Below are 21,262 nucleotides of genomic sequence, written 5' to 3'. Positions count from 1 at the left end.
ACCGGCAAAGCTGACATTGGCGGGGTTGAGCAGATTGTAGTTCTGGAACGAGAACCACAGCGTCATCGCCAGAGGCACGATCATCCAAACCAGCAATAACAGCACCGATGGCGCAAGCATCACCCGCGCCAGACCGCTCGTGTTTCGAGTTGCCATTGCACTCACCTCCCCTTGGGTACAGGCGTCACGACATGCGCCCGGCATATCCGGAAGAACCGGCTCATTCTTATTTTGATTTGAAAGGCATTAGAGCCGCCTGGCGGCTTCCGACCCGGAGTGTTCGCTGCCCGGCATTGGCGCCGGACAGCGATCTTCGGGAGGATTACTTGATGTAACCGGCGCGGGTCATTTCACGCGTCGCGGTCGACTGGGCACCGGCAAGCGCATCGTCAACGCTAGACTGGCCGGCAACGACCGCCGAGAACAGCTGACCGACCGTGGTGCCGAGCGCCTGGAATTCAGGGATCGCCACGAACTGACCACCGGTATAAGGCACGGGCTTTACAGTCGGCTTGGTGATGTCGGCGGCGTCCATGGCGGCAAGCGTCGGCTTGGCGAAGGCGGCTGCCTTTTCATATTCGGCATTCTTGTAAAGCGAGGTGCGGGTGCCCGGAGGCACGTTTGCCCAGCCTTCCTTGGAGGCGACAAGCTCGGTATATTCCTTGCTGGTTGCCCAGGCGATGAACTTTTCAGCCGCTTCCGACTTCTGCGAGCTCTTCGGGATCGCGAGGTTCCACGACCACAGCCAGTTGCCATGGTTCTTCAGCTCGCCATGGGTCGGGAAAATGGCATAATCGACCTTGTCGGCAACGGTGGAATCCTTCGGGTTGGAGACGAAGGAGGCAGCCACCGTGGCGTCGATCCACATGCCGCATTTGCCCTGCTGGAACAGCGTCAGGTTTTCGTTGAAACCGTTGGAGGAGGCGCCCGACGGGCCGGCATCCTTCATCAGATCGACGTAGAACTGCAGCGCACTTTTCCATTCCGGCTGATCGAATTGCGGTTTCCAGTTTTCATCGAACCAGCGGCCGCCGAAGGAGTTGGTGAGCGCGCTGATGAAGGCCATGTTTTCGCCCCAGCCGGCCTTGCCGCGCAGGCAGATGCCGTTGATATCGGCCTTGCGGTCGGTAATCTTGCGGGCGGCGTCGCCGATGAATTCCCACGTCGGGCTATCCGGCATCTTCAGGCCGGCTTTTTCAAACAGGTCCTTGCGATACATGATCATCGCGGATTCGCCGTAGAAGGGCGCGGCGTAAAGCTTGCCTTCGCTGGAGAGGCCGCCGCGGATCGCCGGCAGCAGGTCGTCGACGTCATATTTGTCGCCGAGCTTTTCGAGCGGCAGCAGCCAGCCCTGCTTGGCCCAGATCGGCACTTCGTAGTTGCCGATGGTCATGATGTCATATTGGCCGCCATTGGTGGCGATATCGGTCGTCACGCGCTCACGCAGGACGTTTTCTTCAAGCGTCACCCATTCGACCTTGATGTCGGGGTTCTTGGCGGTGAAGTCCGAGGTCAGACCCTGCATGCGGATCATGTCGCCGTTGTTCACGGTCGCAATCGTCAGCGTCTCGGCGGAAGCAAGGGTCGAAAAGGCGAGTGCCGAGCATGCGCCCAGCAAAATGGTCTTCAATGTCATATCTTCCTCCCAGAAGAAAAATGATGAGCATTCGCTTTGCTCTGGGGCATTTACTCACTTCATGGGCAAAAATGTCAAGCGACATCCTGTGCTGCGACGCACATGGGAAAACCAAGCCTTTGATTTTATGCATTTAATTTTTGCTCAGTGCGTGAGCAAATATTCGCTCGTGACTTCATCGGTGATGAGGCCGTTTAGAAGGCCACCCCTCAGCGCCGCCAGAATCGAGGCGTTCTTGCGCCCGCCCTGCGCCATGCCGATCACCGTACAGGTCTGCCGCGCGGGGATGGGAACGGAGGCGACACGCTCATTGACCGGATGGTCGAGAATATGTCCATCGGCATCATACATCCAGCCGCAAATCTCGCCGACCGCCCCGCTTGCCATCAGCGCCTTCATCTCATCGACGCCGAGGAAACCATCAACGCAGAGCGGCGCGTTCTCCCCGAGTTCGCCGACACCGACGAAGGTGACATTGGCGGCAGCGCCGAGCGCCAGCGTGGAGCGTACCATGGACTGATCATGCAGCAGCTCCCGCTCTTCCGCAGAAGAGCACAGAACCGGCAGCGGCATCGGAAAATGCCGCGCCTTGATGGCATCGGCCATGCTGAAGATGACGTTATAATAGGCGGCCGAGCCGTCCGGCCCGATATTGCCGGTGAGCGAGACGATACGGTGCTGCGGGCATTCCATCGGCGGCAGCTGGTCGACAGCAGCCTTCAAGGTACGGCCGGTGCCGATGGCAAGCACGATGGGATCGGCGTTTTTCAGCCAGCGCTCGATCTCCGCCGCGCCGGCCTCGGCAATGCCGACGGTGGAGGAGATCCCGGCCGGATCGCTCGGCACCACCTCGATATATTTGAGGGCAAATTTTTCCTTGAGCCGCTCGGCTTTTTCGAGACAGGCGGCGATGGGGTGATCGAGCCGGACCTTGATCAGCCGCTCGGCGACGGCAAGCGACACCAGCCGCTGCGCCGATTGCCGGGAAATGCCCATGGCGGCGGCGATCTCATCCTGCGTGCGGCCGGCGACATAATAAAGCCAGCCGGCGCGGGCTGCATCGTCCAGCCGTCCATGTGCGTCGTTTCGTCTGGCCATGCCGCTGCCCTCTAGGAATTATGCTTGCGCATTTGCTGGCATTTTTTTGCGCCGGCTGTCAAACGGCGGATGGGCGGAAAGACTATGCGGCGCGAAAATTGGCGGATGAGGAACGGTGACTGACGGCTTATGCGTCCGTGTCGCTATTTTTCCGTCATTCCGGCTTGAGCCGGAATCCAGCCAAGGCGCGTCTGCGCCGGGAGAAGAGTCTTTCGCGATCAAGGACTTGATCGCGCTGGACCCCGGATCAAGTCCGGGGTGACGGTGCTGGGTTTATGCCCGTACCCTCAATCAAGCCGCTTCCTGCACCAGATGCCCTGCGGAAACCTCGCGGTAATGGCGCTCAGGCGGCACATAATCCACCGGCCGGATCGGGCTTTTGATCTCGTCCGTCGCCATGTTGCGCCGGATCTGCCGCCGCGCCGGGTCCGGCACTGGAACCGCCGACATCAGCTTTTTGGTATAGGGATGCTGCGGATTGTCGAAAACCGCCGCACGCGGGCCGATCTCGACGATCTCGCCGAGATACATCACCGCCACCCGGTGGCTGACGCGTTCCACCACCGCCATGTCATGGCTGATGAACAGGAAGGCCAGATTGAGGCTCTGCTGCAGGTCGAGCAGCAGGTTGCAGACCTGCGCCTTGATCGACACATCGAGCGCCGAGACCGCCTCGTCGGCGACAATCACCTTGGGATCGAGCATCAGCGAACGGGCAATGGCGATGCGCTGGCGCTGGCCGCCGGAAAATTCATGCGGGAAACGCCGCATCATATCCGGGCTCAAGCCCACCTTTTCCAGGAGGTCCGCCGCCTTGTCGCGGGCCTGCGGCTTGGCTCCGAGGCGATGTTCGATAAAGGGTTCCATGATCGCCGTGCCGATGCTCATGCGCGGATCGAGCGAGGCGAAGGGGTCCTGGAAGATCATCTGCACGCTGCGGCGCATGGTGCGCAGCGTCGTCTTGTCGAGTTTCAGCACCTCGTAGCCATCGAGCATGACATTGCCGGAGGTCGGCTCGATCAGCCGGGTGATCGACCGCCCGGTGGTGGACTTGCCGCAACCCGATTCGCCCACGAGAGACAGGGTCTCACCCTCGGCAAGATCGAAGGAGACCTTTTCCACCGCATGCACGGCCCCGGATTTACGCCCGAAAAGGCCGGAGCGGATGTCGAAACGTGTCGTCAGGTCCTTGACCGAAAGAATGGGGGTCTTGCCGCCCGATACCGTATCCTTCACCTCCACCACAGGCTGGCTTTCGCCGGTCTTGATGTCGATGATCGGGAACCGAGCCGGCAGCACCCGCGACCTCATCGAGCCGAGCTTCGGCACCGCCGAAAGCAGGGCGCGCGTATAGGGGTGGCGGCCGCGGTGGAAGATGTCGTCGGTGGTGCCGGTTTCCACCACATCACCGCGGAACATGACGATGGTGCGGTCGGACACTTCCGCCACCACACCCATGTCGTGGGTGATGAAGAGCACCGACATGCCCTCCTCTTCCTGCAATTGCTTGATGAGGTCGAGAATCTGGCCCTGAATGGTGACGTCAAGCGCCGTCGTCGGCTCGTCGGCAATCAGCAGCTTCGGTTTGGAGGCGAGCGCCATGGCGATCATCACGCGCTGGCGCATGCCGCCGGAAAACTGGTGCGGATAATCGTCGAAACGGTTCTTCGCATTGGGAATGCGGACCTTCTCAAGCAGGCGGATGACCTCGGCGCGCGCGGCGGAAGAGGAAATATCCTGATGCACGGTCAGCGCCTCGGCGATCTGCTTGCCGATCGGGAAGATCGGGTTGAGGCTGGTCATCGGTTCCTGGAAGATCATCGAAATGTCCTTGCCGCGAACCTTGCGCATCTCCTCTTCCGGCAGCGCCAGCAGGTCGCGGCCGCCAAGTATGACCTTGCCTTCGATCCGGCTCGTCTTTTTATCGAGCAGCCGCATGATGGAGAGCGAGGTGACGCTCTTGCCCGAGCCGCTTTCGCCGACGATCGCCACCGTTTCGCGCGGTGCGATCTCGAAACTCATATTGCGGACCACGGATTTCCAGCCGCCATCGACGCGGAAGGATGTGGTGAGATTCTGAACCGATAGAACCGGGCTTACCGAACCGCCGGTCTGTTCCATGGACGTTGCCGCCAAAAGCATGCCGATCTCCTGAAAAGCAGAAGGCGGCCATGAAGGCCGCCGGATGTCTTATGCAGCAAGTGCGGTTTCGGCCATCGAAACCCAGTAGCTGATGCCGTAAGGCAGCGCGTCGTCGTTGAAATCATAAGCCGCATTGTGCAGCCCGGCAGTATCGCCATTGCCGATGAAGATGAAGGCGCCGGGGCGCGCTTCCAGCATGTAGGAGAAATCCTCGGCGCCCATATGCGGGTTGGGATTGGTGTTGACGGCATTCGCGCCCGCCACGCCCATGGCCACGCCGGTCGCAAATTCGGTTTCGTCGCTGTGGTTGAAGGTGACGGGATAACCGCGATGATATTTCACCTCCACGGTGGCGCCATGCGCCATGGCGGTGGCGGTCGCCACTTCCTTCAGTCGCTTTTCGGCGAAATCGCGGGTTTCCGGCAGCAGGGTGCGCACCGTGCCCGTCAGCGTCACGGCACCGGGAATGACATTGACGGCCGTACCGCCATGGGTGGTGGCGACGGTGACGACCAGCGATTTCAGCGGGTCCGTCTCCCGCGAAACAATGGATTGCAGGGCGATGATGACATGCGCCGAGGTCAACACCGGATCGATGGAGAGATGCGGGGCGGCCGCATGGCTGCCCTTGCCGGTGATGACGATCTCGAAACTATCCGCCGCTGCCATGGTGGAACCCTTGCGGATGGCGAATTGCCCAACGGGAATGCCCGGCTCGTTATGCATGCCATAGACCTGCGAAATGCCGAATTTCTCCATCATTCCATCGTTCAGCATGGCGAGCGCGCCCGCACCGCCCTCTTCCGCCGGCTGGAAGATCACGGCCACGGAACCCTTGAAATTGCGGGTTTCGGCCAGATATTGCGCCGCACCCAGAAGCATGGCGGTATGCCCGTCATGACCGCAGGAATGGGCCTTGCCCGGCGTCTTCGACGCCCAGGGCTTGCCGCTGGTCTCGAGGATCGGCAGCGCGTCCATGTCGGAGCGGAAACCGATGGTCGGGCCATCGCCGTGCCGACCCTTGATGATGCCGACCACACCGGTCTTGCCGATGCCGGTCTCGACCACGTCGCAACCGAATGATTTCAGCTTTTCGGCCACGAATTTCGATGTTTCGTAGACATCGTAGAGCAGTTCCGGGTGCTCGTGCAGATGGCGCCTCCAGCCGGCAACTTCTTCCTGCATTTCGGCCACACGGTTCAATATCGGCATTCTCTTTTTCCCTTTTTTTGTTCCCCGCCGGGTTGTCGGACGCCATATTGCGTTTGGAATTTCTCCTTTTGCAAGCATGAATTTTGCTGCATGAGCGAAAAATAGGCCCAAAGTCGAATGGCTCAAATTTTGTTCATCAATGAGACTTTGGGGCTTGCTTTTCAAAAAAACTGACAATAGCATCATCGGGAATGGAGGAATATTCCGTAGCAAAGTCAAATACTTAGAATAAAAGACTTTGCCCATGACGACAGGAAAAGCGTCAAACATTCAAACAGATAAAATCTTAAAAGGGGAAAACCACGATGAAGAAGCGCAGCGTTCTCTTTGCCAGCACGGTGGCGGCCATGGCTCTCGCAGGCTCTGCCGCCCATGCCGAGCGCGGCAGTGACGGCGAACTGAAAATCCTGTTCTGGCAGGCCGTATCGACACTAAACCCTTATCTTTCCGCCGGCACGAAGGAAGTCTACAGTTCGTCGATGGTGATCGAACCGCTGGCGCGTTATGACGAAAAGGGCGAGCTGGTGCCGATGCTGGTGACCGAAATTCCAACGGTCGACAATGGCGGCGTCGCGAAGGATCTGCTCAGCATGACCTGGAAGCTGAAGAGCGACGTCAAGTGGTCGGACGGCACGCCGTTCACCGCCGAGGATGTGATCTTCACCTGGAAATATTGCATCGCACCGGATGGCGGCTGCGCGCAGGCGGCGCAATATGAGGGCGTGAAGAATGTCGAGGCCGTCGACGCCCACACCGTCAAGATCAGCTTCACCGAACCGAAACCCTACCCCTATTCCGCATTCGTCGGCGCGCAATCGCCCGTTATCCAGAAGAAACAGTTCGAAAACTGCGTCGGCGCCGCAGCCCCCGGCTGCACATCCGCCAATTTCGGCCCCATCGGCACCGGCCCCTTCGTGGTCAAGGATTTCAAGCCGAACGACGTCATCAGCTTCGTCGCCAACACCAATTACCGCGATCCCGCCAAGCCCGCCTTTGCGACCGCGACCCTGAAGGGCGGCGGTGACGCCGCTTCCGCCGCGCGCGCCGTGCTGGAAACCGGCGAATTCGACTATGCCTGGAACATGCAGGTGGAGCCGGAAATTCTCGCGACCATGGTGGCCGCCGGCAAGGGCAAGCTGGAAACCGCTTTCGGCACCCAGGTCGAGCGTATCAATCTGAACTGGTACAACCCCGATCCTTCGCTGGGCGAAAAGCGCTCCACCAAGCAGGGCGGCCCACACCCTGCCCTTTCCGACCCCGCCGTGCGCCGTGCGCTTTCGCTCGCCATCGACCGCGATGTGATCGACGAAGCCGGTTACGGCGAGGCCGGCAAGCCGACCTGCAACATCGTGCCGGCTCCGGAAGCCGTCGCTTCCACCAAGAATGACAGCTGGTGCCTGAAGCAGGATGTGGAAGGCGCAAACAAGCTGCTGGACGATGCCGGCTGGGTGAAGGGCGCCGACGGCATTCGCGCCAAGAACGGCGTGAAGCTTTCCTTCCTCTATCAGACCTCCACCAACTCGGTTCGCCAAGCCACGCAGGAGCTGGTGAAGGACATGTGGTCGCAGATCGGCGTCGCCTCCGAACTGCGCAATGTCAGCGCCTCGGTCTTCTTCGGCGGCGATCCGGCCAGCCCGGACACCTTCCAGAAGTTCTATGCCGACGTCGAAATGTACACCAACAATTTCGACGGCACCGACCCGGAAAAATATCTGGCGGAATGGCTGTGCGACAAGATTCCGGCCCCCGAGAATGGCTGGCAGGGCCAGAACATTCCGCGTTATTGCAACCCGGAATTCGACAAGCTGGTGGGTGAACTCTCCAAGACGGCCGACCTTGGCAAGCGCGCGGAGCTTTCCAAGCAGCTCAATGACATGCTGACGGAGGAAGGCGCGCATATTCCGCTGATCCACCGCGGCAGCGTTTCCTCGCATTCGCTGACGCTGGAAGGTGTCCGTATGAATGCCTGGGATTCGGAACTCTGGAACGTCGCGGACTGGTCCCGCAAGAAATAACACGCGGATGCGCCGGCTTCTCCACCCGGAGGGGCCGGCCTTCTGCATGCCCCTGGACCATGATCTGAAGACACATTTGCCGCGTTACGGCGAAAACGCTCCCAATTTTCGTCCTGCCGCGCTCTGGGTCTGGAGAGTTTCAGATGTTTACCTTTACGCTCCGGCGGCTTGCCTTTGCCGTTCCGACGTTGCTCGTCATCAGCTTCGTCATCTTTGCGCTGCTTGATCTCGCGCCCAACGACCCGACCGGCGACCTGCCGCTGACCATTCCGCCGGAAGTGCGCGAAAAAATCCGCGCCTCGCTCGGTCTCGACCAGCCCTTCGTCACCCGCTACCTGATGTGGCTGCAGCAATTCTTCATCAACGAACCGCTGAACCTCTTCGAAAAGCTGACCGGCTGGCAGATCGGCGATGGCAGCCGCATGCGGGTGCTTTCGTGGGCGACACGCAGCCCGGTGGTCGATCTCGTCATCCAGCGCATGCCGCAGACGCTGTGGGTGGTGGGCCTTGCCTATCTCTTCGGTGCGCTGCTGGCGATCCCGATCGGCGTCATTTCCGCCTATAAGCAATATTCGATCTTCGACCAGATCGGCACCTTCGTTTCCATGGTCGGTTATTCGGTGCCGACCTTCTTCACCGGCGTGCTGCTGGTGGTCATCTTCAGCTCCCATCTGCAATGGTTCCCATCCGTTTACGACACCAATCTGAGGGTCACGGACTGGGCAAGTTTCGTGGCGCAGGTGAAGCAGATGTTCCTGCCGGTGCTGGTGCTGACGCTCTACAACGTCTCGCAGATCAGCCGCTTCGTGCGCGCCTCCATGCTCGACAATCTGCATCAGGATTATGTGCGCACCGCACGCGCCAAGGGCGTGAAGGAAAAATCCGTCCTGCTCATCCATGTGCTGCGCAACAGCCTGATCCCGGTCGTTACCGTGATTGCGCTCGGTGTGCCGACGATCTTTTCCGGCGCCATCATCACCGAGCAGATATTCCGCGTGAACGGGCTCGGCCAATTGCTGATCACCGCCGTTCAGGGCGCGGATATTCCGCTGGTGCAGACGCTGACCTTCATTTTCGCGGTGCTGATCGTGCTCTTCAACCTGATTGCCGACGTGCTGTACGGCATTCTCGACCCGAGGATCCGTTATGACTGACGCCACCATCGCAGCGCCGACGGTTGCGGCCACCCCCACACAATCGGCTCTTGCCGATATCTGGAAACAGTTCCGCGTCCACAAGGGCGGCGTGGCGGGGCTCTTCGTCTTCGTCTTCATCCTGCTCGCGGTCTATGTCGGCCCCTATATCCACACCGTTGCCCCGAACGCCATCAATGTAAAGGCGCGCAACCAGTGGCCGTCGCTGGCGCATCCCTTCGGCACCGACAATCTCGGCAAGGACATGCTGGCGCAGGTTCTGGCCGGCGGGCGCATCTCGCTTGCCGTCGGCATCACCGCCATGCTGCTGGCGCTGTTTCTCGGCACGCTGGTGGGGGTGCTGTCCGGCTATTTCCGCAGGCTGGACGGACCGCTGATGCGGTTGACGGACCTGTTCCTGGCCCTGCCGCTTCTGCCGCTGCTGCTCGTCATCCTGATGCTGTTTCGCGATACGCTGCGCGCCGCCTTCGGGCCGGAGAGCGGCATCTTCATCCTGATCGTTTTCGTGATCGGCATCACCAGCTGGATGCACACCGCGCGTATCGTGCGCGGCGATGTGCTGACGATCAAAAGCCAGGAATTCATCATGGCGGCGAAATCGAGCGGCATGCGCGAATACCGCATCATTCTGAGGCACATTCTGCCGAATGTACTGAGTTCGATCATGGTGTCGGCCACGCTTGGCATCGCGTCCGCCATCATCACGGAATCGGCGCTCTCCTTCCTCGGCCTCGGCTTTCCCTCCGACTTTCCGACCTGGGGACGGCTGCTGTTTGATGGCGCGAACTTCCTGCAACTGACGCCGTCGCGCGTGCTGTGGCCGGGTCTGGCGATTTCGCTGACGGTTCTGAGCGTGAATTACATCGGCGATGCCGTACGTGATGCACTCGATCCAAGGGCGCTGAAGAGCTAAACGCTCTCTCCCTCATCCCTGTGCTCGTCACAGGGATCCAGCCAGCCCAAGTCCTTGGGCTGAAAGGACTCTCCCCGTCGCGCAGACGCGCGTCGGCTGGATTCCTGTGACATCCTCGGGCTTGTTCCGGGGAACAGGAATGAGGTGGAGGGGATGCCCCGGCACATAAAAAACGAACGCGTCCTAGTGGTAATTCACCTTCTCCGCATCGAGAATGCTGTCCGCATCCAGCGCCGCAATCGGAATATCCGTCCGCACGGGAATATCGCCGGAAAGCTGCAGCGCGAGATAACGCCCGCAGCAGACCCGCAGGAACGAGGTGAAATTGCCGAGATCGTGCCCGGCATCGATCGATTCATTATAAAGCTTGGCGATAAGCTGCACACTGTTCATGCCGTCGCGGCGCGCGATCTCGTCCAGCGTCGCCCAGAAGAAGTTCTCAAGCCGCACGCTGGTGACCATGCCGTCGATCCTGAGCGACCGTGTATGGCTTTCCCAAAGCGTCGGGTCTGCCTTGATGAAGAGCTTGCACATGGTTTCCTCCCTCACCACGCTCACAAGGATAGGCGGAAAACGGGGCCGGAAAAAGCCCCGTTTCGCCAGCCTTATTTGCCGAGCACGGCCATAAATTGCGAAAGCCAGGCCGGATGCGCCGGCCATGCGGGGGCCGTGACCAGCTTGCCGTCGGTGACGGCCGCATCGATGGCGATATCGGCATAGATGCCGCCCGCAAGCTCGACTTCGGGGCGGCAGGCGGGATAGGCCGAGCAGGTGCGGCCCTTGAGCACGCCCGCAGCCGCCAGCAATTGCGCGCCGTGGCAGACGGCGGCCACCGGCTTGTCGGCCTCGAAGAAATGTTTCACCGCCGCCAGCACTTCCGGATTGAGCCGCAGATATTCCGGCGCACGGCCGCCCGGAATGACCAGAGCATCGTAATCCGCCACCTTGATATCGGCGAAGGTGGCGTTGAGCGCAAAATTATGGCCGCGTTTCTCCGAATAGGTCTGGTCGCCCTCGAAATCATGAATAGCAGTGGCAATGGTCTGGCCCGCTTTCTTGCCGGGGCAGACGGCATGGACCATGTGGCCGACAGCGAGCAGCGTCTGGAACGGCACCATTGTCTCATAATCCTCGGCGAAATCGCCGGTGATCATCAAAATCTTCTTCGGCATGTCTGCTCCTCCCGTTTTCGAATGCCTTTGGGCACCCTAACAGGCAGGATCGAGATGCGGGTATTATGGCAATACTACATGGCCGATAAAGGTGGGATCAGCCGGCCTGCGGCGGCTTCGGCCAGCGCCGCACACCACCGCCCCACTCCTCGAACGCCCTGGACAGTTTGAGCACGAACAAATCCTCGTAACGAGGACCGACGATCTGCAGACCGATGGGCATGCCGGATGTCGAAAAGCCGCAATTGATCGAGGAGGCCGGCTGTTCCGACATGTTCCACGGCACCGTGAAAGCGATATGTTCGAAGGGCCGTGAGGGGTCATTGGTGGGCGAGGCCCAGTCAGCCGGGTAAGACACGATGGGATTGGTGGGCGAGATAACCGCATCCACCTCCTGCATCAGCCGCCCGCAGGTCTTGCGCATTTCCATGGTCTGGTTGAAACCGAAGACCGCGCGCGAACCGGTGACCTCCGCCCCCTTCCCGGCCCATTCGAGGATATAGGGGAGGATCGCCGCGCGGCGTTCATCGCTCAGCGCCGCCATGTCGCCCCAGAATTTCGCCCGCCAGAAATCATCCAGCCCATCCAGCATCTCGCGCGTCAGCACCGGCTGGACGGGAATGATGATGGCGCCGGCCGCCTCGAACAGCTTCGCGGCGGAAAGCACGGCGTTCCGTACCTCTTCGTCCAGCGCCAGGCCGCAGCCGGCATCCAGCATCAGGCCGATCTTCAGGCCTTTCACATCTATATCGAGATCCATCCAGTCGATACTGTTTGGCGGCAGCGAGGTGCCGTCCCGCCAGTCGGGCCGCGAAAGCGTCGCCATGGCATAGGCGGCATCAACCACGGTGCGGGTCATCGGCCCGGCGCAGCGGCCGGTATAATAGGGATCGACCGGGATGCGGCCCTGACTCGGCTTGAAACCGAACAGCCCGGTCCACCCGGCCGGCAGCCGCACCGAGCCGCCAATATCCGTGCCGACATGCAGCGTGCCATACCCCGCAGCGCCGGCCGAAGCCGCGCCGGCGCTGGAGCCGCCGGGGTTCTGGGTGGGGTCCCACGGGTTGCGGCTGAGCTTGTGGAAGCTGGAAAGGCCGGAGGAGAGCATGCCGTAATCCGGGCAGGTGGTCTTGGCATAAAGGATCGCGCCGTCTTCCCGGCAGCGGGCGGCCACCGGCGCGTCTTCTGCCGCAGGCACCAGTTCCACCGCCTTTGTGCCGAGCGGTACGGGATGGCCCTTCGTGGCGATGAGTTCCTTCAGCGAGACCGGAAGCCCATCAAGCGCGCCGAGCGTCTCGCCCTTCCGCCAACGCTCCGTCGACGCCGCCGCCTGCCTGCGGGCATCTTCGGGGTCATAGGCATAAAGAGCATTCACAGTTGGCTCGAAAGCCTCGATACGCGCCTCCACCGCCTGCCAATATTCCGAGGGCGACAGCGTCTTTTCCCGGTAAAGCGCCAGGATTTCGAGCGTGTTGAGGTCTATGAGATCGGTCATGGCATCGTCTCGTCAGAAAAACAGGAAATGGGGGCGATATCGGCTTTAGGCGATCAGCTGGTATCGCGCGGGTCGAGCAGATCGCGCAGGCCATCGCCGAGAAGGTTGAGGCCGAAGACGGCAAGCGCAATGGCGAGGCCGGGCATGATGGCAAGCCAGGGCGCCACACCGAGATAGGTCTGGGCATCGGCCAGCATCCGCCCCCAGGTGGCGGCGGGCGGCGGCATGCCGAGACCGAGGAAGGAAAGGCCGGCTTCCGTCAATATCGCCAGACCGAGCTGGATCGTTACCTGCACGATGATCTGGTTGGAAATATTCGGCACGACGTGGAAAAGCGTGATCCTGGCGCGGTTCTGGCCGATGCTGATGGCGGCGGTAACATAGTCCCGCGCCCATATCTGCAGTGCGGCGCCGAGCGTCAGCCGGGCAAAGACCGGCACCATGAAGGTGGCGATGGCGATGATGGCGGTAAAGCGCCCCGTGCCGATGAAAGCGCCGAGCATCATCGCCGAGAGGATGGGCGGCACGGCAAAGATGATGTCGCAGATGCGCATGACCACGGTTTCGGTCAAGCCACGCAGGGCCGCCACCGCAACACCGATGGCCGTGCCGACGGATGCGCCGATGGCGACGGCGGCAATGGCGGTGGAGAGTGAATTCCACGCGCCGGCCATCAGCATGGAGAGCACATCGCGGCCGAAATGATCCGTGCCGAGGCCGCCATAAACCAAGGGCGATTTCAGCTTCTGGACGATCTGCATCTTGGTCGGTGAAACCGGCGTCCAGACCAGCGACAAAAGGGCAACGGCGATGAGGAAGGTGGTGACGGCGATGCCGATGACGAAGGCCGGACGGCGGCGGATAAATCGCATCATCGCGCACCCGCCCGCAATCTCGGATCGATGAAGAGATAAGCGATATCGACCACGAAGTTCATGATGATGACCAGCGCCGAGAAAAACAGCACGACGGATTGCATGACGACGATGTCCCGCTGCGTCAGCGCCTGATAGGCAAGCCGCCCAAGGCCCGGCAGGTTGAAGACATTTTCCACCAGCACAGCACCTGCAATGAGGAAGGTGAATTGCAGGCCGATCATGGTGACGACGGGTATCATCGCGTTCGGCACCGCATGCCGCCACAGCGCCACCCGTTCGCTCAAACCCTTGGCGCGGGCGGTGCGCACGAAATCCTCGTTCATCACCTCCAGCACGGCGGAACGGCAGACGCGGGTGAGAACGCCGGCCTGCGACAGCGCCAGCGCGACCGCCGGAAGCACCAGCGCCGTGAGAGCGGCCGAAAAGCTTGGCGTCCAGCCGGGAAAGCCGCCGGCCGGCATCCAGCCGAGCGTGGTGGAAAACACGATGATGAGCAGCAGCCCGACCCAGAAGCCGGGCACGGCAATGCCCACATGGGAAAACAGTCCGGCGGCGAAATCCACCGTCCCGTTGCGGCTCCTTGCCGCCGCCACGCCGAGCGGGATGGCAATGGCGACAGACAGGCAGACGGCCAGCAGCGCGAGCGGCAGGGTAACGGCCAGCCGCTCGACAATCAGCCCCGCCACCGGCACGCCATAGGTATAGGACTGCCCGAGATCGCCGCGGAAAACGCCGGCGAGCCAGTGGAGGTAACGCAGCGGCAGGGGCTGGTCGAGGCCCATCTGCTTCTGCAACGCGGCAAGCGTATCGGGGCTTGCCGAGGTTCCGAGCATGATGGCGGCCGGATCACCCGGCAGCAGGCCCATGACGACATAAATGATGAGGGAAACGGCCAGCAGCGTGATGACGAGGCTGACGAGACGCCGGATGAGGACGGCTAACATCTGGCATCTGCTCCTTGCGTGGTTTTGCGGCCGGATATGGCAAATGGGTCTATCGCCATACCCGCGCATTCCTCCCTCATCCCTGTGCCTGTCACAGGGATCCAGCCGACGCGCGTCTGCGCGGCGAGAGAGTCTTTTCCAGCCCAAGGACTTGGGCTGGCTGGATTCCTGTGACGAGCACAGGAATGAGGTGGCGGGGGCAACTGCGCCCCACCATCCACGTCAAACCCTACTCTTCCCAATGCACGTCCGTCAGCACATTCGAAGGAATAGGCTCGTTTTCCCACAGCCCCTTCACCTTCCTGTCCCAGACACCAAGCTTCGGCATTACGAACAGGAACAGCGCCGGCACATCTTCGGCAAGGATTTTCTGGGCGTCGCCGTAAAGCTTTTCCTGCTCAGCCACATCCGCCGTCTTTTCGACATTGGCGATGACCTCGTTGAAGGCCGGGTTCCTGTAGTTGAAATAATAGGGATCGCGGGCATAGATATCGATATCCATCGGCTCGGCATGGGCGACGATGGTCATGTCGTAATCCGCACCCTTCAAGACATCCGCCACCCATTTGGCCGGAAACTCGGTGGTCTCGATGGTCATGGTCACGCCAATTTCCGCCAGCATCGCCTGCAGGATTTGCGAGGTGCGCTGGGCATAGGCCATTTGCGGCGCCTTGATGGTGAAGCTGAAACCGTCAGGATAGCCCGCTTCGGCCAGCAGCGCCCTGGCCTTGTCGACATCGTAAGGGTGCACGCCTGTCGTATCGATGTAACCGCGGTCATTCGGGGTGTAATGGCTGCCGATGGCGGTGCCGAAACCGGACCATGCGCCTTCGATGACAGTGCCGCGATCCACCGCCATCATCAGCGCCTGGCGCACGCGCTTGTCGTCAAAGGGCTTGCGGGCGTTGTTCATGCCGGCCACGACCTTCAGTTCGGTATTGCCGATAAAGGTGCCGAGGCGCTTGTCGCCGTCAAAGGAGGTCATCAGTTCCGGCGCGCCAAATTCCGGGAAGGCATCGATATCGCCGGATTTCAGGGCCGCCGCCTGCGCCTGCGGATCGGACACGAAGCGGAACGTCGCCTTGTCGAGCTTCACCGCCACGGCCTTGTCCCAATAGGCGTCGTTCTTTTCCAGCTCGACCTTGTCGCCCTTGGCCCAGCTGACGAATTTGAACGGCCCGGTGCCGATGGGTGTCGTGCGGTTACCCTCGGCGCTTTTCGGCGCGACCATGACGGAGGCCGGCCAGCCGAGCCAGTAGAGAAGGCTGCCGGCCGGCTGCTTCAGCTTCAGCACCAGCGTTGCAGCATCCGGCGTCTCGATACTGTCGATGGCGGCGAAGAAACGTTTCTGCGGATTGACGGAAGCCTCTCCGCGCGCCCGGTCCAGCGCGAACTTCGCGACGGCGGAATCGAACGCTTCGCCATCGTGGAAGGTAACGCCCTTGCGCAGCTTGAACGTATAGGTCTTGCCGTCAGGAGAAATCTCCCAGCTTTCGGCAAGCTGCGGCTTCACCTTGCCGTCGCGGTCGATCGTCACCAGACCTTCAAATACATTCTGCCAGGTGACCTGGCCGATGGCGACCGGCGCGGCGATGGTCGGATCGAGGCCGGTCGGCTCGACGGCCATGCCCAACGTCAACCCGGTTTTCGCTGCAGCCTCGGCACCCGTGGCCGAAAATGGCAACCAGAGCGCCGTACCCAATGCGAGGGTCAGCGCCGTGCGACGCGAAAACCTTGTCGCCTGCGAAAGATAAGTGCGTGGCATCATTGTCCCCTGTCTGGCGGCCGGGGCATTTTTGCCCTTCCAAAGACCGCCCGTTGCAAAAAGAGTGTCATGTTGCAGGCGCACACACAATCTCGATTTTTGTGTGCTCCGTGTAGCTGAAATGGCTACACGGAAACGCGAACTAAAATCAACCTCTCCGACAGAGACAACGACTGCCCCGCTTACCCCGCCGTCGCCTCGCGCATGAAACGCTCGATGAAATCGGCAAGCTTGGAGGCGGCGAAGGACAATTGCCGGTCGGGCGCAACACAGAGATCGATCTGGGTATGGATGCCCTTCTTGCCGGAAAGCGGAACCGCGACCATCTGGCCGCTGCGGATTTCACGCGCCACCGAAAGCGCGGGCAAGAGGGTGGCGGCGGCATGGCCGAGCACCAGCTCCTTCAGCATCTCCAGCGAACTGGTGATGAAGACGGGATCGAGATCGATGCCCGCATCGGCAAACAGCGTGTCGAAAGCCTGCCGTGCGCCAAAACTCTTGTCCGGCAGCGCAAGCGGCAGCCCGGCCAGTTCCTTCAGCGACACCTCCGGCTGGGCGGCAAGCGCGTGACCGGCCGGGAAGATGACATCATAGCTGATGCGGGTGCGCGAGCGCACCTTCACGCCCGAGAGCTTGGGCGCGAACAGGCTGACGACCAGATCGGCTTCCGCCGCGCCCAGCGCCTCCATCGCCTGCCGGGCGCTGGTAATATGCACCTCGAAGCGCAGCTTCGGATATTTGAGGCTGAACTGCGCCAGCACCGGTGCGAGAAGGTTCGCCACCGTCGCGCCATTGGCATAGACCGTGACCCGGCCGCGTTGCAGGCCTTTCAGATCGTCGATCAGCTGATGCACATGGTCGAGCTCGCGCAATGTCTTGCCGGCGCGGGCGGCAAGCAGCTCGCCAGCCGCCGTCAGCTTCACGCCGCGGCTGGACCGCTCCACCAGCGGCGAGCCGAAATAATATTCGAGGTTCTCGATCTGCCGGCTCACCGCCGTCGGCGCGACATTCAGGTTTTCCGCCGCCGCGCGCATGGAATTGGTGCGGACGAGTTCGTCGAAATACATCAGGGCGCGCAATTGCATGGTCTGGATACCTTGTTTTGGCCGACACCGTCCGTCATGCCGGGCTTGACCCGGCATCCAGCGCGATCAAGTCCTTGATCGCAATAGAGTCTCTGACCGCGCAGACGCGCGGTCGCTGGATTCCGGCTCAAGGCCGGAATGACGGAAGATGTCATTTGACCCGACTATAGCGGCGCCTCAACCGCGCTTGAACCCCTCGCTCGCCACCAGCAGCTGCCTTGTATAATCCGCGCTGAATTCCCGGGTTTCCAGTGCCTCGGCCTCCAGCATTTCCACCACCTTGCCGTTCTTCATCACCGCCAGGCGGTCGCACATGTGGCTGATGACACCGAGATCGTGGCTGACCATGACGAAGGTGAGGTTGCGGTCCTTGCGGGCCTGTTCCAGAAGGTTGAGGATTTCCGCCTGGATGGAGGCGTCGAGCGCCGAGGTCGGCTCATCGAGCAGCAGGATTTTCGGCTCGACGATCAGCGCGCGGGCAATGGCGATGCGCTGGCGCTGACCGCCGGACAGCTGGTGCGAATAACGGAAGCGGAAACCCGAACCGAGCCCCACCTCGTCCAGCGCCCGGGCAATGCGCTGCTCGCGATTGTCGAGACCGTGGATGACCAGCGGTTCGAGCAGCAGCGCATCCACCGTCTGGCGCGGGTGCAGCGAGCCGTAAGGGTCCTGAAACACCATCTGCACGTCGCTATAAAAGCTCCTGTCGCGGCGCTTGCCGGAATAGGAACGCCCGGCCACCATCAATGAGCCTTCATCGAAATGGTTGAGCCCGGCAATGGCGCGCAGCAGCGTCGATTTGCCGGAACCGGATTCGCCGACGATGCCGAAGGATTCACCCTCGGCGACATCGATGCTGACGCTGTCGAGCGCGATGTAACCGTCGAAATCCACCACCATGTCGCGGACGGAAAGAACTGTGCTCATGCGCGCCACTCCGGCTTGCGTTCCAGAACGGGCAGCGGATGGCGGTGGCCGCCGATTTCCGGCAGGCAGTTCAACAGGCCCTGCGTATAGGGGTGTTTGGCTTCCTTCAGATTGGCGGAAGACAGCTCCTCCACCACCTTGCCGGCATACATGACCAGAACACGGTCGCAGAAGGAGGAGACGAGCCTGAGATCATGGCTGACGAAGATCAGTCCCATGCCACGGTCGCGCACCAGCCTGTCGAGGATATCGAGCACTTCCAGCTGCACCGTGACGTCAAGCGCCGATGTCGGTTCGTCAGCGATCAGCAGTTCCGGGCCGCAGACCAGCATCATGGCGATCATGACACGCTGGCCCATACCGCCGGAAACCTCGTGCGGATAAAGATTGAAGACGCGCTCGGGATCGCGGATCTGCACCGCTTCGAGCATCGCAAGCGTGCGCTGACGCGCCTCGCCGCTGCCGATCTTTTCATGGGTCCGCAAGGTTTCCATGATCTGGCGGCCGATGGTCATGACCGGATTCAGCGAATATTTCGGGTCCTGCAGGATCATGGCCATGCGCTTGCCGCGCATGATCCGCCGCTCTGTCGCAGACGCCTTGAGCAGATCGATATCGCCGAAGCGCAGCGCATCCGCCTCGATGCGCGCGCTTTTTGGCGTCAGCCCCATGATGGCTCGGCCGGTCTGCGATTTGCCGGAACCGGATTCGCCGACGATACCGAGACGCTCACGCCCGAGCGTGAAGGACACGCCGCGCACCGCCTCCACCAGCCCGGTGCGGGTGGGGAAGGACACGCGGAGATTCTGAACAGTCAGAAGCGGCGCGCTCATTGGCCCGCCTCCTTGGGGTCCAGCGCATCGCGCAGCCCATCGCCCAAAAGGTTGAAACCGAGGCTGACGATGAGGATCGCCACGCCCGGCATGGCCGCAACCCACCATTGGTCGAGGATGAAACGGCGGCCGGAAGCGATCATCGCCCCCCATTCCGGCAGCGGCGGCTGGGCGCCGAGACCGAGGAAGCCGAGGCCGGCGGCGGTGAGAATGATGCCGGCCATATCCAGCGTCACGCGGACGATGAGCGACGACAGGCAGAGCGGCATGACGTGTTTGAGGACAATGCGGAAGGGCGATGCCCCCATGAGCTTGACCGCCGCGATGAAATCGGAGTTGCGGAAGGTCATGGTTTCGGCACGCGCAATGCGCGCATAGGGCGGCCATGAGGTGAGCGCGATGGCAAGCACCGCGTTCTCGATGCCCGGCCCGAGTGCCGCAACCAGCGCCAGCGCCAGAACGAGCTTCGGAAAGGCAAGGAAGATATCGGTGATGCGCATCAGGACCGCATCCACCCAGCCGCCGGCATAACCGGAAACCGTGCCGACGATGAGGCCGACGGGCGCGGCGATAATGGCGACCAGCAGCACCACGAACAGCGTCAGCCGCGAACCGTGGATGAGGCGCGAGAGAATATCACGGCCCTGATCGTCGGTGCCGAGCAGGTAACCTTCCGTACCGGGCGGCAGAAGCCGGGCATTGCGCAGGTCACCCTGCACCGGGTTATGCGGGGCGAGCACATCGGCAAACAGCGCAACGAACAGCAGCGCAATGATGATGCCGAGGCCGAGCAGCGCCAGCCGGTTTTCCGAAAAGCGCCGCCAGATGACATAAGCGCGGCCAAGGCGGGCCTGCTTGCGCGAGGACGGCCGGTCGGAAAGCAGCCATTCGCGGCTATAGGGTTTGATCGTATCTGTCGACATCGTCATCGGCTGCGCGTCCTTGGATCGAGCGTCCGGTAAAGCAGATCGGAGAAGAGATTGATGCCGACGAAGATGGCGCCGATCACGATCGTGCCGCCGAGAACGGCATTCATATCCGCATTCTGCAGGGAATTGGTGATGTAAAGCCCGAGCCCCGGCCAGGCGAAGATGGTTTCGGTCAGCACCGACCCTTCGAGCAGACCGGCATAAGAGAGCGCGATCACCGTCACCAGCGGCACGGCGGCGTTGCGCAGCGCGTGGAACCAGATGATGCGGGTTTCAGACAGCCCCTTGGCGCGGGCCGCGACGATATATTCCTGGGCGAGCTCGTTCAGCATGAAGGAACGCGTCATGCGGCTGATATAGGCGAGCGAGAAATAACCGAGCAGGGAGGCGGGCAGGATGATGTGGCGGAAGAGATCCCACAACACGTCCCATTGCCGCTGCCAGATCGCGTCGATCAGGAAAAAACCCGTGACCGGCGTGAAGCTGAATTCATAGACGATATCCATGCGGCCGGGATAAGCGACCCATTGCAGCCGGGCGTAAAAGACGAGCAGCGCCAGCAGGCCGAGCCAGAAGATCGGCACGGAATAACCGATGAGGCCGATGACGCGCACGACCTGGTCGGCAAAGCTGCCGCGCTTCACGGCCGCGAGAACGCCGAGCGGAATGCCGAAGACGGCGCCGATGATGGTGCCGATCGTGGCAAGCTCGATCGTCGCCGGAAACACCCGCTTGATATCCTCCATCACCGGATTGGTGGTAAGGACGGAGGTGCCAAAATCGCCCGAAAGCGCCTGCTTCAGATAAAGGAAGAACTGCTGCCAGAGCGGCAGGTTGAGGCCGAGCTGCTCACGCACCCGCTCGACCACATGCGCAGGCGCACGGTCGCCGACGATCGCCAGTGCGGGATCGATCGGCACCACGCGGCCAATGAAAAAGGTGACCGCCATCAGCCCCAGAAAGGTGGTGATGACGGTGACGGCGAAGCCGAGAACGGCTTTCACGCGGGCGTTCGCACGGCGTTTGCCCTGCCTCGCCCTGCTGTTTGCTTCAACGATGCTCAA

Annotated in this window: 18 protein-coding genes and 1 pseudogene; 3 read left to right on the top strand and 16 right to left on the bottom strand. The window is 61.5% G+C overall.

Features of this window, described 5'->3' with window-relative positions; all coding sequences use genetic code 11:
- From ACI2KA_RS16150 to ACI2KA_RS16130, 5 genes and pseudogenes are all read right to left on the bottom strand, one after another.
- Positions 1-156: pseudogene (locus tag ACI2KA_RS16150) on the bottom strand (sugar ABC transporter permease); the annotation flags it as partial.
- 166 nt (positions 157-322) lie between these two features.
- On the bottom strand, positions 323-1,636 hold the full coding sequence (locus ACI2KA_RS16145) for an ABC transporter substrate-binding protein (protein ID WP_404503487.1): 1,314 nt from the start codon (positions 1,634-1,636) through the stop codon (positions 323-325).
- Positions 1,637-1,780: 144 nt separating this feature from the next.
- Positions 1,781-2,734 carry a sugar-binding transcriptional regulator gene (locus ACI2KA_RS16140; RefSeq protein ID WP_404503486.1) on the bottom strand — a complete coding sequence of 318 codons (954 nt, stop codon included), beginning with the start codon at positions 2,732-2,734 and terminating at the stop codon, positions 1,781-1,783.
- A gap of 291 nt (positions 2,735-3,025) precedes the next feature.
- Positions 3,026-4,876: an ABC transporter ATP-binding protein gene (locus tag ACI2KA_RS16135; protein WP_404503485.1), complete on the bottom strand. Its 1,851-nt coding sequence runs from the start codon at positions 4,874-4,876 to the stop codon at positions 3,026-3,028.
- 48 nt (positions 4,877-4,924) lie between these two features.
- Positions 4,925-6,088 carry a M20 aminoacylase family protein gene (locus ACI2KA_RS16130; RefSeq protein ID WP_404503484.1) on the bottom strand — a complete coding sequence of 388 codons (1,164 nt, stop codon included), beginning with the start codon at positions 6,086-6,088 and terminating at the stop codon, positions 4,925-4,927.
- A gap of 305 nt (positions 6,089-6,393) precedes the next feature.
- Here ACI2KA_RS16130 and ACI2KA_RS16125 point away from each other — a divergent pair, with 305 nt between their 5' ends.
- The 3 genes from ACI2KA_RS16125 (at position 6,394) to ACI2KA_RS16115 (ending at position 10,170) form a co-directional block, all read left to right on the top strand.
- Positions 6,394-8,103 carry a peptide ABC transporter substrate-binding protein gene (locus tag ACI2KA_RS16125; RefSeq protein WP_404503483.1) on the top strand — a complete coding sequence of 570 codons (1,710 nt, stop codon included), beginning with the start codon at positions 6,394-6,396 and terminating at the stop codon, positions 8,101-8,103.
- A 143-nt stretch (positions 8,104-8,246) separates the two neighbouring features.
- A complete protein-coding gene (locus tag ACI2KA_RS16120) occupies positions 8,247-9,257 on the top strand; it encodes an ABC transporter permease (protein ID WP_404503482.1) in 1,011 nt (336 codons plus the stop codon).
- A complete protein-coding gene (locus tag ACI2KA_RS16115; RefSeq protein ID WP_404503481.1) occupies positions 9,250-10,170 on the top strand; it encodes an ABC transporter permease in 921 nt (306 codons plus the stop codon). Before ACI2KA_RS16120 ends, ACI2KA_RS16115 begins: the two co-directional genes overlap by 8 nt.
- A 183-nt stretch (positions 10,171-10,353) precedes the next feature.
- Here ACI2KA_RS16115 and ACI2KA_RS16110 read toward each other — a convergent pair whose 3' ends face one another.
- From ACI2KA_RS16110 to ACI2KA_RS16060, 11 genes are all read right to left on the bottom strand, one after another.
- Positions 10,354-10,704 carry a ribbon-helix-helix domain-containing protein gene (locus ACI2KA_RS16110; RefSeq protein ID WP_404503480.1) on the bottom strand — a complete coding sequence of 117 codons (351 nt, stop codon included), beginning with the start codon at positions 10,702-10,704 and terminating at the stop codon, positions 10,354-10,356.
- A 71-nt stretch (positions 10,705-10,775) separates the two neighbouring features.
- Positions 10,776-11,342, bottom strand: coding sequence for a DJ-1/PfpI family protein (locus ACI2KA_RS16105; protein WP_404503479.1), 567 nt, complete (start codon positions 11,340-11,342; stop codon positions 10,776-10,778).
- Positions 11,343-11,439: 97 nt separating this feature from the next.
- Positions 11,440-12,837 (bottom strand): amidase, encoded by a 1,398-nt coding sequence (locus ACI2KA_RS16100; protein WP_404503478.1) that lies wholly within the window; start codon positions 12,835-12,837, stop codon positions 11,440-11,442.
- Between the two features lie 53 nt (positions 12,838-12,890).
- Positions 12,891-13,712 carry an ABC transporter permease gene (locus tag ACI2KA_RS16095; protein ID WP_404503477.1) on the bottom strand — a complete coding sequence of 274 codons (822 nt, stop codon included), beginning with the start codon at positions 13,710-13,712 and terminating at the stop codon, positions 12,891-12,893.
- Positions 13,709-14,659, bottom strand: a complete 951-nt coding sequence (locus ACI2KA_RS16090) for an ABC transporter permease (protein ID WP_404503476.1) — start codon at positions 14,657-14,659, stop codon at positions 13,709-13,711. The genes ACI2KA_RS16095 and ACI2KA_RS16090 overlap by 4 nt, the downstream gene beginning before the upstream one ends.
- Before the next feature lie 229 nt (positions 14,660-14,888).
- Positions 14,889-16,424, bottom strand: a complete 1,536-nt coding sequence (locus ACI2KA_RS16085) for an ABC transporter substrate-binding protein (protein WP_404503475.1) — start codon at positions 16,422-16,424, stop codon at positions 14,889-14,891.
- A gap of 182 nt (positions 16,425-16,606) precedes the next feature.
- Complete coding sequence (locus ACI2KA_RS16080; RefSeq protein ID WP_404503474.1) at positions 16,607-17,509, bottom strand: LysR substrate-binding domain-containing protein; 903 nt, start codon at positions 17,507-17,509, stop codon at positions 16,607-16,609.
- Positions 17,510-17,686: 177 nt separating this feature from the next.
- Positions 17,687-18,436, bottom strand: coding sequence for an ABC transporter ATP-binding protein (locus ACI2KA_RS16075; RefSeq protein WP_404503473.1), 750 nt, complete (start codon positions 18,434-18,436; stop codon positions 17,687-17,689).
- On the bottom strand, positions 18,433-19,269 hold the full coding sequence (locus ACI2KA_RS16070; RefSeq protein WP_404503472.1) for an ABC transporter ATP-binding protein: 837 nt from the start codon (positions 19,267-19,269) through the stop codon (positions 18,433-18,435). Before ACI2KA_RS16070 ends, ACI2KA_RS16075 begins: the two co-directional genes overlap by 4 nt.
- The gene (locus ACI2KA_RS16065; RefSeq protein WP_404503471.1) at positions 19,266-20,198 is read right to left on the bottom strand and encodes an ABC transporter permease; all 933 of its coding nucleotides are present in this window, start codon (positions 20,196-20,198) and stop codon (positions 19,266-19,268) included. Before ACI2KA_RS16065 ends, ACI2KA_RS16070 begins: the two co-directional genes overlap by 4 nt.
- Positions 20,195-21,262: an ABC transporter permease gene (locus ACI2KA_RS16060; protein WP_404503470.1), complete on the bottom strand. Its 1,068-nt coding sequence runs from the start codon at positions 21,260-21,262 to the stop codon at positions 20,195-20,197. The genes ACI2KA_RS16065 and ACI2KA_RS16060 overlap by 4 nt, the downstream gene beginning before the upstream one ends.

This window comes from Agrobacterium sp. NPDC089420 (genome assembly GCF_044900305.1).
Lineage (GTDB): Bacteria > Pseudomonadota > Alphaproteobacteria > Rhizobiales > Rhizobiaceae > Agrobacterium.
This window is presented reverse-complemented; position numbering and strand designations above follow the sequence as displayed.